Origin of the sequence: Cryobacterium sp. Y57, from assembly GCF_002929505.1 — a bacterium.
GTDB lineage: Bacteria > Actinomycetota > Actinomycetes > Actinomycetales > Microbacteriaceae > Cryobacterium.
Map to the genome: position 1 here is coordinate 48,477 of NZ_PJJL01000067.1, position 12,822 is coordinate 61,298.

Below are 12,822 nucleotides of genomic sequence, written 5' to 3' on the forward strand. Positions count from 1 at the left end.
TATAAAGATTGTCGGCAGCCCCGGCGCTTAACTTTGCCCATGCGAACCTGCTTAGGAACAAATAAGACCATGATCCATCGTTTTCTGGCCAGTATTGCCGCTCTGGCAACGTCGATAGTACTGATGATGGGCCTCGGAGCTGTTCCGGCTTCAGCCGCAACTGCCTCAGATTTTAATCCCGGCTACATCATCTCGGATTCGCTGTTCTTCGATAGTGCATCGATGAATCAAGCTCAAGTGCAACAGTTTCTCAATGACCATGGCAAGCCGTGCCAGGCTGGTTACATTTGTCTGAAGGACTACGCACAGGCGACACAAACAATCACTGCCGACAATCCCTTCAATTTCGCTCCGAGCGGAGCGCGCTACTGCAACGGCTACGTCGGGTCCGGTTGGGAATCCGCTGCCGCAATCATCACGAAGACGGCCGAAAGCTGCGGCATCAGCCCAAAAGCGCTGATCGTGCTCTTGGAAAAGGAGCAGACACTCGTCTCTCGGAACAATCCGTCGCAACAGAACTATCGGGCAGCAACCGGCAATGGCTGCCCCGACACATCGGATTGCGATGACACGGTTTCAGGATTCTTTTTTCAGATGTACCACGGCGCTAGAGCCTTCCAACGATATGTAAAGAATTCCGGCGATTACACGTACAAGGCCTTCCGAACCAACACCATTGCAAACTACCCCGCACGGCCGGAGTGCGGTACGCAGTCCGTCTATATCGCAAATCAGGCCACTGCCGCGCTCTACAACTACACGCCCTACGTTCCAAATGGCGCTGCAATGAGCAATTTGTATGGCATAGGCGACTCATGCTCGTCCTACGGCAACCGAAACTTCTGGCGTATGTACACCGACTGGTTCGGTTCCCCCATCTCCGGACTGAACACCAAAGACGCCCTCTCTCTCGTGCATTCGGTCTATAACGATGTTCTCGGGCGCAGCCCCGACGCGGCGGGACTGGAGACTTGGCGCGGCTACCTCATTGGCCAGGGGTGGCCAGTAACTCAGGTCGCAAATTCCATCCTGTATAGCGACGAGTACCTCACAAGCCAAATCAAGTTGGCCTACACGACGGTGTTGCATCGAGAATTCGACCAGGGTGGACTAAATGACTGGTTGAACCGCATCAAAATTGGTACGGCCAACGTCGATGAGGTTCAGATGACTTTCATGAAGAGTCTGGAATACTACGAAAAGGCTGGCTCCACACCGGCCGGTTTCACAAACGTGATGTACCAAGACATGCTGGGTCGCTCGGCGGGACCGCAAGAACTCTCTTACTGGGCCGATCAGGCCGCGCAGTTCGGCACAGCACGCAGCGTGAACGGCATCTGGAATTCGACAGAATCTGCAGCGCGCAGAATTGCCGTGGTGTACACCCAATTCCTCAAGCGCGGGACAGATGACGCGGGCATTCGCAGTTGGACGCCCCTGGTCATCGCCAATGGTAATCAGGCAGTTCGTTCCGCAGTACTAAGCAGTGCAGAGTACTTGCAGAACGCTCGAAACCGCTACCCGCAGTAGCGCTTCGAAGCGTCTACTAAGCTGATTCGGTCGGCATCGCGCCGAGCAACATCTGTCTCTGCCGTCTTCATCCCCCTGAACTAGGGATCTGATCCAAAGGAAATCTATGCCCCGCGCTCTCATAACCGGCATCACCGGTCAAGACGGACTGTATCTCGCTGAACTGCTCCTCTCCAAGGGGTACGACGTTTACGGATTCATGCGCGGCCAGAACAACCCCAAGCGCGAACTCGTAGAACAGACCGTTCCGGGCGTGAAGATTCTCACGGGCGATCTGACCGATTTGTCAAGCATTCTGCGGGCGCTTGAAACTGCGCAGCCCGACGAGTTCTACAATCTTGGTGCTATTTCCTTTGTCGCCTACTCATGGGAAAACGCTCACATGACGAGCGAGGTGACAGGCTTGGGCGTACTGAACGCCCTTGAAGCCGTGCGTCTTTACTCGCACGACGAGCCACATAAGGTGCGCTTCTACCAGGCCTCAAGCTCGGAGATGTTCGGTAAGGTTCACGCCGTCCCACAGAAGGAAGACACTCTTCTCTGGCCACGCTCTCCCTACGGTGTTGCCAAGGTCTACGGCCACTACATGACGATCAACTACCGCGAGTCCTACGGCATGCACGCTTCGTCCGGCATCCTGTTCAACCACGAATCCCCGCGTCGTGGCCCGGAGTTCGTGACACGCAAGATCAGTATGGCCGTGGCACGCATCTCGTTAGGGCTCCAGGAGCACATCACGCTCGGAAACATTGATGCCCGCCGGGACTGGGGCTTTGCCGGAGACTACGTCGACGCCATGTGGCGCATGATGCAGCAGGACACTCCCGATGATTACGTCATCTCGACGAACGAAACCCATGAAATTCGCGAGTTCCTCGATCTGGCGTTCCGCAGGGTGGGCATTGACGACTGGGCACCGTACGTCAAGCAGGACCCTCGTTTCATGCGCCCTGCCGAGGTCGACCTACTGATCGGTGATTCCACCAAGGCGCGCACGACCCTCGGCTGGAATCCGAAGGTGGGCTTCCCAGAACTGGTTCAGATGATGGTCGACAATGACCTCGCTGAACAGAAGCTCAGCGTGGCCTAAACGCATATGGCATCCGTCGTCGTCACCGGAATCACCGGACAGGATGGCTCGTACCTCGCCGAACGCCTCATCGGCGACGGATGGGACGTGCACGCGATCGTTCGCGACGGAAAACATGCCGACGAGCAGGAGATCACCCCCGGCGTGACCGTGCACGCCGGGGATCTTGTCGACATCGCGTCCATACGGTCGGTAATCGACGTCGTCGAACCCGACCTAATCGTGAACCTCGCCGGAATCAGCAGTGTGGCGCAGTCGTGGAGCCAGCCCGAACTCACCGCCCGCGTCACGGGACTCGCTGTTTCCGGCCTGCTCGCTGGAGCATGGGATCTTCAGGAACGCCTGGGGCGCCCGGTCCGTTTTGTACAGGCATCCAGTTCGGAGATATTCGGCGCTGCCGAGCAACGTCCTCAGACCGAGACCACACCGATCGCACCGATCTCCCCCTACGGCGCGGCCAAGGCCTACGCGCATCATCTGGTCGGTGTCTATCGGGGCCGTGGCTTGTTCGCTTCATCGGCCATCCTCTACAACCATGAGTCTCCAAGGCGCCCCGAGACCTTCGTGACTCGCAAGATAACCCGAGGAGTAGCCCGCATCGTGAACGGCGATTCAACCTCGTTGCTGCTCGGAAACCTTGACGCGCGGCGTGACTGGGGGTGGGCGCCAGACTATGTCGATGCGCTCGTGCTCATCGCCGAGGCCGATGCCGCAGATACCTTCATCGTGGCTACCGGAGTCGACCACAGTGTTCGCGACTTCGTAACCGCGGCGTTTGCTGCAGCCGGAATCTCGGACTGGGAATCTCTCGTGGAACTCGACCCACGGTTCGCCCGGCCTGTCGACGCCCCAATCATGCTGGGTGACAACTCAAAGATTCGCGAGACACTTGGATGGTCACCTACGTTGAGCTTTGAGGAAACCGTTCACGCCATGGTGACCCACGACCTCGAGCTCCTCGCGTAATCACGTGACGCGCCATATTCCCAACCGTCCGGCTACCCTGAATCGCGATCCGCTCGTTTTATTCGACGCTACGGCCGTGCCCGCCAATCGTGGCGGAGTGGGCCGATACGTTGACGGGCTCCTGGGCGAGCTGGGAGGGCGTATTGAAATTGCCTGCCAGTTGCGCGATGCCGCGCACTTTCGCAGCATTGCTCCCCACGCCGCCGTACTGCCACAGGCGATAGGCATTGAGTCCCCGGTTCGGCGCCTGATCTGGGAACAACTACAGCTACCAGCCCTTGCGCGGCGACGCGGAGCCACGGTCATTCACTCCCCGCACTACACACTCCCGCTATTCACCACACGCGCCCGCGTCGTCACCCTGCACGATGCGACGTTCTTCAGTGATCCGCACGTACATACTCGGCTCAAGGGTGCATTCTTCCGCCTGTGGACGCGCATCTCCGTGCGCCTGGCCCGACAAATAATTGTGCCGAGTCAAGCGACGGCTGACGAGGTCAACCGTTACACCCGCCGCCACGTTACTTTTGTTGTAGCCCACCACGGAGTTGACTTCGACGTCTTTCATCGGCCGACACCGCAACAGATTCAGCAGGTCTCGAAAGAATATGACCTGGGTGAACCGGGTTGGATCACATTTCTGGGCACACTCGAACCACGCAAGAACCTGCCAGCGCTCATTCGAGCGTATGGGCTCGTCGCCACGTCCATGGCCGGCACCGGTCTTCTGATCCCCCCGCTGGTCTTGGTGGGCGCGCGGGGTTGGGACTCGACCATCGAGGCTGAAATTGCGGCCTTGCCCGCTGTAGCACGGGTCAAGACGCTCGGCTACGTGCCCGCCAACCAACTGAGCGCAATACTCGGAGGGGCGGCCGTCATGGTCTACCCGAGCCTGGGAGAAGGCTTCGGTCTTCCTGTGCTCGAGGCTATGGCCTGCGGAACTCCCGTGCTTACAACGCGCTGCCTGGCCCTCCCCGAAGTCGGGGGAGATGCAGTTGCTTATAGTGAACCAACTGAAGTCTCGATTGCCACAGAATTACTTGCGCTACTGTCGGCCCCGGACCGACAGGCCGACCTTTCCATGCGAGGCGAGAAACGGGCACAGTCTTTCACGTGGTCCAGCTGCGCACGTACACATACGCTGGCTTATCGCCGTGCGCGCGCGATCTAGCTGGACCCGGCCATCAGGTTGGTGACACGCGCTGGAGCGGCGTGGTTCCAATGCCTGTGTGGATACGTTCAGTGTTGTAGTAGTTGAGCCAGGGGTCACGGGCTTGGGTGCGTGCGGCACTGCTGTGAATACCTGACGGTAGGTCCACTCGGCTTGGAGGGTGCGGTTGAAGCGCTCGACCTTCCCGTTGGTCCACGGGCAATGCGGTTTGATGAAGCGTTGCTGGGCGCCGAGGGCCATCACCGCGTCTTTGTACGCTTGCGAGTTTCGGTAGGCGAAGGTGTTGTCGGAGAGGACGCGTTCGATCTTGGGGATGCCGCAGCTGGCGAAGAACGCTGCGGCGCGGAGGAGGACACCGGCGGCGGTGACGCCTTTTTCGTCGGGGTGAACTTCGTCGTAGGCGAGGCGGGTGCGGTCGTCAATGACGGCGTGTACGTAGTTGTAGCCGACCGGAATGTGGCCGGCGGTGTGGTTGATGCGGGTTTGGCCGGGCTGAGCTCGCCAGCCTCCGCCATCGGGGATGCGTCCGAGTTTCTTGACGTCGATGTGCACCATTTCGCCGAGGCGGGCGCGTTCATACCGGGTCGCCGCGGCGCGGGTGGCTCGGATCTTTTCGCCGGTCAACAGGTCGCATTCCCAGAGCGCCGGAACGTGATGCCGCGCCAACACCCGGGAGACTGTACGTGCGGGAACGCCGGTGTCGGCGGCGATCCGGGCTGGGCCGGTGCGTGAGCGGGTGCGGGCCTCCAGGACGGCGGCTTCGCGTTGCTGGCTGGTTGAAGATGGCATCGAGTGCGGCCGCGATGACCGGTCGTTGAGACCGGCCGCGCCGTCGGCACGATAACGGCGCACCCACCGATTGGCGCACTGCCGGGAGATGCCGAGTTCCTTGGCGACGTGCGCCGCCGGTCGACCGCCAAGAACCCTTTCAACCAGCAGGGCCCTTCCGCGAACGTTCAACCTGGCGTTAATGTGTGACATGAGGACCTCCGTTGCGAAATGAGACGTTGAACATCTCCACTAAGCACCGGAGGCCCTCCCTTTTCAAGGCCTCACGTCACTAACGTCATGGCCGGGTACATCTAGCCGCACCCTATTTCCCGGCCACGTTTGCGAGTCTCGAAGCGACTCCGTCAAATCGTGCGTTGCGATTCAGTAATTTCGTTGAGTCCCTCTAGACTAAGTAGGGCTATTTCAGTCAGATCTACGAGTGTGGCGTAAACAGAAAACGCTACAACCGGTCGGGGCGTCGGATGCTCAAACTGCGGTGGGTTCAAATATGCCGAGGGGACAAATTGAACATAGACAAAGACCGGCGGGTTCTCATAACGGGTGCGTCCGGCGTAATCGGCGTTGCCGTACAGGACTTATTGTCAGCTCAGGGCTACGACGTTGTCGCTGTTTCTTCAGTTGAAGCTGACCTTACCGATGAGAGCGCTACATTTCGCTTGGTTCAGTACGTGAAACCCAAGTTTGTAATTCATCTCGCTGCGCGCGTGCACGGACTCATGGGCAATCTGCACCAGCAGGGCGCGATGTTTTATGACAACGCGCGAATCAATTCCAACGTCGTCGAGGCATCACGCGTCGCAGGCGTATCAAAAATCGTCGCCATGGGTTCAGTAGCGATGTATTCAGACTCGGTTGAATTGCCCATGAACGAGGCGGACGTCTGGAACGGCGCACCGCACGCTTCCGAGGCTGGTTACGCCCACGCCAAACGGGCGATGTTGGCACAACTTGAGGCTTACAAAGACCAGTATGGACTCGATTATGCTTTCGCATTATCGACAAATCTATTTGGTCCACGGGATCGTTTTGATGAATTGCAGGGGCATGTCTTGCCGTCTCTCCTGTCAAAGTTTCATCGCGGGGTCGAGTCCGGCGATCCAGTAACCGTTTGGGGTTCGGGCACGCCAACACGCGACTTTCTGTATAGCAAGGACGCGGCAATTGCTCTTCAACTTCTTTTGGAAAAAGGCACAGGTGTTTACAACCTGGCCAGCGGTCGCCATCACTCCATACGGGACACGGCCGCGTTGATCAGTGACATCAGCGGCTACACCGGAAAAGTCCAGTGGGACCGTAACAAGCCCGATGGTCAGTCTGCACGCGCCTACGACGTGACCAGAATCACGGATCTCGGCTGGGAATCGACAACGACGTTCGAAGACGCTCTCCGTGAAACTTACGCGTGGTACTCGAACAACACAGTGCTGGCACGGAGGTAACTACATGACGTTCAAGTCGTATGCTCAAAACTTTGAAGACGTCTTGCTGAACCGGGTCTTTGCCGACGAAAAGGCCGGCACCTACATTGATGTCGGTGCCGCAGATCCCGAGCTCGACTCGGTCACGAAGGCCTTCTACGACCGTGGCTGGACGGGGATCAACATCGACCCGCTCCCGTCTTCCTTCGACCGCCTCGTGCAAGAACGATCTCGCGACGTTAACTTACAAGTGGCTGTCGGCAGCGCAGAAGGTCAAACTACTTTTCATATCGTGGATGCCTATCCCGAGTTGTCTACGACGGTCGCCGTGATCGCCGCACAGTATGCGGACTCCGGCCGAGTCCTTAACGAGTTAGAGGTACCTGTTCGGACGCTAGCCTCCATCTGCGCCGAGCACGTATCGGGCCCCGTGCACTTTCTGAAAATTGACGTGGAAGGTGCCGAGGCGGAAGTTCTGCGCGGCGCGGATTTCACTCTCGTACGACCCTGGATCGTTCTGGTCGAATCGGTCACATTTGGCGCCTCGACCGGGGACACTCCCGACTGGGACAGCATCCTGCGTGATGCGCACTACACGTTTGTGTATTTCGATGGTTTGAACCGCTTCTATGTGGCCGCTGAGCATGCCTCCCGATTGACCGGTTTCTTCGCACTTCCAGTAAACGTCCGGGATGACTTTACCGTTGCGACCGAGGACCGCACCGACTTGACCGTCTCTAAAATCGTGCATCTTCTCGGCTTAGACAGCGCGGCAGGAACACATGAGATTCTTGAAAGGGCGACTGTGCTGATTTCAGACAGAATTTCCTTCGAGAACCAGGCCTTGGACGCATCCTCCCGACTTCGGGATATTCAGATTGAACTACGTGCAACATCTGACGAACTCGACGCCATGAACCAGCAGTCATTTGAGCGAGAACGACACATCGCTTGGTTGACGATGGAACGCTCGCAACTTCGAACGGTGGCGCGGCAGCAAGAAGAAACTCACGCGACAGATGTAGCTCGCCGATCATCAGATTTCGACAAGATCGTGCGCCAACGTGACGAAGCTGTCATTCGAGTGCACTCACTTCAGACCAGCGCTTCATGGCGGATCGCTCTGCCATTACGTGCAGCGCGTCATCCAGCGTCCTATCTCCGAAAGATGCTCAATCGATGACACAATCAGACTTAGCCGCGAAAGGCATCTGTGTCATGGGCCGCTCCGACTTTCACACCGGTATCGGCACCGTCTCTAACGCGGCACTGGAACTATTTTCACGGGTCGCACCCGTTGGGTTTTACCCTGCACGCAACAGAGGTGCGATTCCGACAGACACGATTCACTTACCCGGCGGTCGAGTTGTTCCCATCACGCGTGAGGCAACCAACCATGCCGTCTATTTCTTCTGTGATGTGCTCTGGAATGGCGCGGATGACCTGAACTATACGGCACTGCCTCACGATGGTTTCAAAATAGCCCACATGGCATACGACTCCGATGAATTTCCTCCAGAATGGGTGGTTATTCTAAATGAGCGCTTTGATCTCGCACTGTTCACCAGCAGATACTTAGAGGAAATTGCCGTAAAATCCGGCGTGCGCATTCCGGTCGGAACTCTTCCCGTTGGATTAGACATTGAAGGATTACTCGCAGAGAAGTACATCGCCGCGCATCCAAGGCGCGTTCGGTTTGGTAGTGTTGCTGCTTTCCATGAACGCAAGCGCCTGGACCTTCTCGTCGAGTCATACATCGAAGCATTTGGCGATAGAGATGACGTAGAGCTCGTTATCCATTCCAACCTCGCCTCGGGCTCCACCTTCGAGCGTGTACAGGCGCTCACGGCGAAGGCCCCCGGAGCTCGCATCACCTTGACGTACGGCAACCTGTCCGACGCTGAGAAGAATGACCTGCTCTCGTCCATGGATATCTACGTGTCCACGTCCAGCGGCGAGGGGTACTCGATCGGACCCCGAGAAGCTCTCGCCCTGGGGAAACCACTCGTACTGTCTGGAATTCCCGCGCACCGCGATCTTGGCGGCGTGCCAGGCGTATTCTTTGTCGAACCCACAAGCCGGGTTCCTGCACGATATCCGGAAATTGACAACCGGGTCTTTGGACGACAATCAAACTTCTCGTCATCCGACTTTGCGCAATCGATGTCCGAGGCTCGAATTTTCAGCCTGTCCCCTGACGCTAAGGCGACAGCCGCTCAGCGCAAAGAGTTGGCCTCTCAGTTTTCGCTCTACGCACTGGCTGCGCCGTACCAGTCACTCATCAATCGGGATGCTCGCGCCGTCCGTCCCGATGCACCGTGGTCAGCTTTTGTTCATTTTCCTGACCAAATAGATTCACTTGTTCGGCCGGCTGGCGGGCGTCACGGACAAAGAATCGGTGCCAGGAAGGTTGTCGTCCAGGCCCACGATGGTGGCTTCTTCTCTCTCTTCAACGCCTTTCTGAGTCACCTCGTTTGGGGCCTTCGTGACTCGAACGTTTCAATGGTTATCCCGGACTGGGACGCGGGGCGTCTCATAGAACGAGACGGCCACCCGGAAAGCTATTGCTATAGTCGTCCCGAAGACGGAAATATGTGGCTTGAGCTCTTCGAACCTCTTTACGACCTAACCGCTGATGAAATGAACGACGCAGACTTCATTTACGCAAACTCAGTTTTACCTGAATTGCGGCACAATGAGGCTCGCGAGCCTCTCTTGACTTATACAAACGCGTTTGAACTTTATCGGGCGCCATGGTTCAGGCAGTTCCGAAACCAATACGGCCGAGTCTTAAAGGAACATGTTCGGCTGGTCCCTCCTCTGCAGTCTGAGCGAGATAATTTCGTCAATACCACGATGGGTGGCCGTTTTGTCGTCGCAGCGCACGTCAAGCACCCGAGTCATTCTGTTGAACAACCGGGTGGTTCAATAGCGGAACGCTATCAATATATTGATGAAGTTCGCCAGGCCTTGACGAAACGAGGGATCGTCGAGAGTTCGGACGACTGGCGGGTGTTCGTAGCAACCGATCAAGATCGAGTGGTCAAGCTCTTCAACGAAGAGTTTGGTGACAGGGTCATTCGTTTTGACGACGTAGCGCGTGTGAGCGTCGAGTCCGATATTGCCTTCGACACACTTTCCAAAGAAGAACAAAATCAATCCGGTTTTCAATTGCAGCACGTTATGGCGGCTGATACCAGTAATTGGTCATCCCGCCTGGCGTGGGAAGTATGGCGTGATGCTGAGGTAATGGCACAAAGCGATGTCCTCATCCACGCAGTTAGCAATGTGGCCACGGCCGTTTCCTACATGGGGAAGAATGTCGAAATGGTCTACTGCGATCCCAAAGTATAGCAACGGAAGCTAGCTATCCATCAAATACCTTGATGCACCGATAGTTTCAAGTGTCATAAGGTCATAACAGGTGGCCTGATGTCATTTTTTCAACAGCTCATGACGCATGCGGTCGGTCGGTGAGCCACATTTGACGGGCGCGGAGTCTTCCGTGTTCTAGGCCACGCTCGTGCATCCGCCCTATGCACGATCGTTAGTTGCAAATAGACAACCAAGAAACGATGAACAGTCAACAATGACAACTGAAGTTATAACTGTCAAGAAGCCGCTTGAGGTTTTGTCACAGCCTCGTCGCCGTTTTTACCGCCGCGTAGGGCTACAGCAAGTGTTGACAGTGGCAGTCACTCTAATTCTCCTTGAACTAGTTGTCTTCGGCGACTACTTCAGCGGGGCAAATACGCCACAATTCGACTTTGTAGGGTACAGCGAAGAGGCCTTTGCATGGTGGAACGATGGCACATTTTTTTCCCCAGCCCAGTGGATGCCCTACATGTGGGGTGGATACCCCGCGGTCTCGAATCTCCAAAACAGTTCCTTCTACCTCCCCGTTGGACTTATAGCGGGCATTACACCGTTTAACCTAACTGCTTCGGCCTGTCTCTCTGCCCTCCACGTTGCATTTGGCGCCTTGGGCGCTTATATGTTTGCGCGCGCATTCGGTCTACGTCACTTTGCCGCGTTACTTGGGCTAGTCGGCTGGTTCTTCGTTATCGGCAATTATTCAAATGCAGCCCAGCTTGACATCATGCGCGCGTATTCATGGGTGCCGTGGATATTTCTGGTCATATCGCCACGATGGCCGTGGCGCTCTTGGTGGGCATATCCGATTGCAGCCCTGATTCTGTGGCAGGCTGCCTTGGGCATCTATCCGGGCATGCTAATTGCGGGTGTCTACGCCTCTGTCACGTGGGTCGCCTTTAACCAATTTTTATACCGGCCACGATTTAGAACGTATCTACTCCCAATCGTTCTGGTGGGTAGTGCTGCGGTTGCCATGACAATGTTGCGATTTCTTCCCGCGATCAATGCACGCGGCTACTATCCTGCAGTTCTTCTCGACACCTCACACTTCAACTTTCACACTTTAAGTACTTTTTTTTTCCCACCCCAGAACATCGCCGATGGACTGGACACCTTCGGCCTCTACTTTCTTCCGGTCCCGCTGTTTGTGCTCCTCGTATTTGTGCCATGGAGGAGCCTCTTAGCGAAAGCACTCATTTCCGTGCTCCTAGTGTCAGTACTGATTGGGGTACCATTTTGGCCATGGCATGATTTAGTTCAGTTACTCCCAGGCATGTCACTGAGCAGGTTTCGTGCTTCCGACTTCAAAGTCTTTATTCTGTTTGCAATTTGCATGTTGGCGGTCATGGCTCTGAATGAAATTCTTCGGAGTCGCGATTCACGAACAAGCCCCATGTTCACAGCCTTATCCCGCACCGGCAAACGGCCGCCTCGAATACTTAGAAGTTTTCCATGGCAAACAGGAATGATTTTCCTGCTGGTTCTGGGGGTAATTTGTTTGGGTCTGAGGTATTCCCCACTAAATCCGGCGAATTGGTTAATCCAAGCTGAAATTCTCATCGCGTCCGCTGCGATTGTCATATTCAGTACCCGTCGGACGAAAATGATTTCCCTGAAGACAGCTGCTGGTGCTTTAGTCTTCTTGTCACTGATCTCAGGCACGCATTACGTGTACTCCATCTCGAACGCATGGACCGTTTCGCGATCTGCTGTCGAAGAAGCCAACCTCGGCGAATCCGTAGATTCGTTGATCCAGGAGAGAATCCCGGTCACGACTTCGCCAGGGCGTCCCGCACGCATCGCACCCCCCGAGCCACCGAGCGATTTGGAGTCGATCGCGCGGCACTACGGCTCCGCTTTTTATACAGGGGATGACTCCTTTTTTGGATATGTCAATCTCCGCGGCACCCAAACATACGAGATGATTAAAGTGTCCGCATATTTGCCTGACGAGCTCGGCGTTGCATCGAGAAAATTTTGGACCGCCTCTGGAATAGTTGTGGAATCTGTAAATAGTCAACTGCCTAGCGTCGCAACTACCGCCGCATGCGTTGCCGATGGACTATGTGGCCCTAACCTGCGATCGATTCCGCTGGCATACTCGGCCGGATCCTTCGTTTACGGAGTCGAATCCGCCGTAAACATACGGGTCATTTTGAATGACGCTCATTATGTGGGCTGGTCGGCGCAAGTCTGTCCGCCCACAGGCAGCCGAGGAGACTGCATGCCAGTGCATTCGGAACGTGGGCCATCAGGTGAAATAGCCGTAGATCTTCCCAAGGGACATTGGCAGCTGAAGTTGGATTACACGCTACCGGGGCAGAGAACCAGCTGGATTCTCTTTTGGGGCGGAGTTGGGGTCGTGGCTTTGAGCAGCATTGGTGCCGGACTGCTGTCCAGCCGGCGCGGGCGTACCGATCGAGTCCCAAACCGCGACTAAAAGTAAGCGAGACGTGGCTATAACTAGTCATCCACCTCGA

The 12,822-nt window shown here is 56.4% G+C and carries 8 protein-coding genes and 1 pseudogene; 8 read left to right on the plus strand and 1 reads right to left on the minus strand.

Going from position 1 to position 12,822, the window contains the following annotated elements:
• Positions 1 to 69 precede the first annotated feature (69 nt).
• The 4 genes from CXY72_RS09855 to CXY72_RS09870 all read left to right on the plus strand — a co-directional run bounded on the left by CXY72_RS09855 (position 70) and on the right by CXY72_RS09870 (position 4,757).
• Positions 70 to 1,530 (plus strand): DUF4214 domain-containing protein, encoded by a 1,461-nt coding sequence (locus CXY72_RS09855; protein WP_158252533.1) that lies wholly within the window; start codon positions 70 to 72, stop codon positions 1,528 to 1,530.
• A 106-nt stretch (positions 1,531 to 1,636) separates the two neighbouring features.
• Positions 1,637 to 2,620, plus strand: coding sequence for a GDP-mannose 4,6-dehydratase (locus CXY72_RS09860; RefSeq protein ID WP_104127523.1), 984 nt, complete (start codon positions 1,637 to 1,639; stop codon positions 2,618 to 2,620).
• A 6-nt stretch (positions 2,621 to 2,626) separates the two neighbouring features.
• A complete protein-coding gene (locus tag CXY72_RS09865; protein ID WP_104127524.1) occupies positions 2,627 to 3,586 on the plus strand; it encodes a GDP-mannose 4,6-dehydratase in 960 nt (319 codons plus the stop codon).
• Positions 3,587 to 3,590: 4 nt separating this feature from the next.
• Positions 3,591 to 4,757 (plus strand): glycosyltransferase family 1 protein, encoded by a 1,167-nt coding sequence (locus tag CXY72_RS09870; protein ID WP_233197748.1) that lies wholly within the window; start codon positions 3,591 to 3,593, stop codon positions 4,755 to 4,757.
• A 13-nt stretch (positions 4,758 to 4,770) separates the two neighbouring features.
• On the opposite strand, the pseudogene CXY72_RS09875 reads toward CXY72_RS09870, so the two are convergent.
• Positions 4,771 to 5,738: pseudogene (locus CXY72_RS09875) on the minus strand (IS481 family transposase).
• Positions 5,739 to 6,052: 314 nt separating this feature from the next.
• Here CXY72_RS09875 and CXY72_RS09880 point away from each other — a divergent pair.
• The 4 genes from CXY72_RS09880 to CXY72_RS19275 all read left to right on the plus strand — a co-directional run bounded on the left by CXY72_RS09880 (position 6,053) and on the right by CXY72_RS19275 (position 12,782).
• The gene (locus tag CXY72_RS09880) at positions 6,053 to 6,988 is read left to right on the plus strand and encodes a GDP-L-fucose synthase (protein WP_199184006.1); all 936 of its coding nucleotides are present in this window, start codon (positions 6,053 to 6,055) and stop codon (positions 6,986 to 6,988) included.
• A gap of 4 nt (positions 6,989 to 6,992) precedes the next feature.
• Positions 6,993 to 8,150, plus strand: coding sequence for an FkbM family methyltransferase (locus tag CXY72_RS09885; protein WP_104127526.1), 1,158 nt, complete (start codon positions 6,993 to 6,995; stop codon positions 8,148 to 8,150).
• Complete coding sequence (locus tag CXY72_RS09890; protein ID WP_158252534.1) at positions 8,147 to 10,321, plus strand: glycosyltransferase; 2,175 nt, start codon at positions 8,147 to 8,149, stop codon at positions 10,319 to 10,321. Before CXY72_RS09885 ends, CXY72_RS09890 begins: the two co-directional genes overlap by 4 nt.
• A gap of 235 nt (positions 10,322 to 10,556) precedes the next feature.
• The gene (locus CXY72_RS19275; RefSeq protein ID WP_158252535.1) at positions 10,557 to 12,782 is read left to right on the plus strand and encodes a hypothetical protein; all 2,226 of its coding nucleotides are present in this window, start codon (positions 10,557 to 10,559) and stop codon (positions 12,780 to 12,782) included.
• The last annotated feature ends 40 nt before the right edge of the window (positions 12,783 to 12,822 follow it).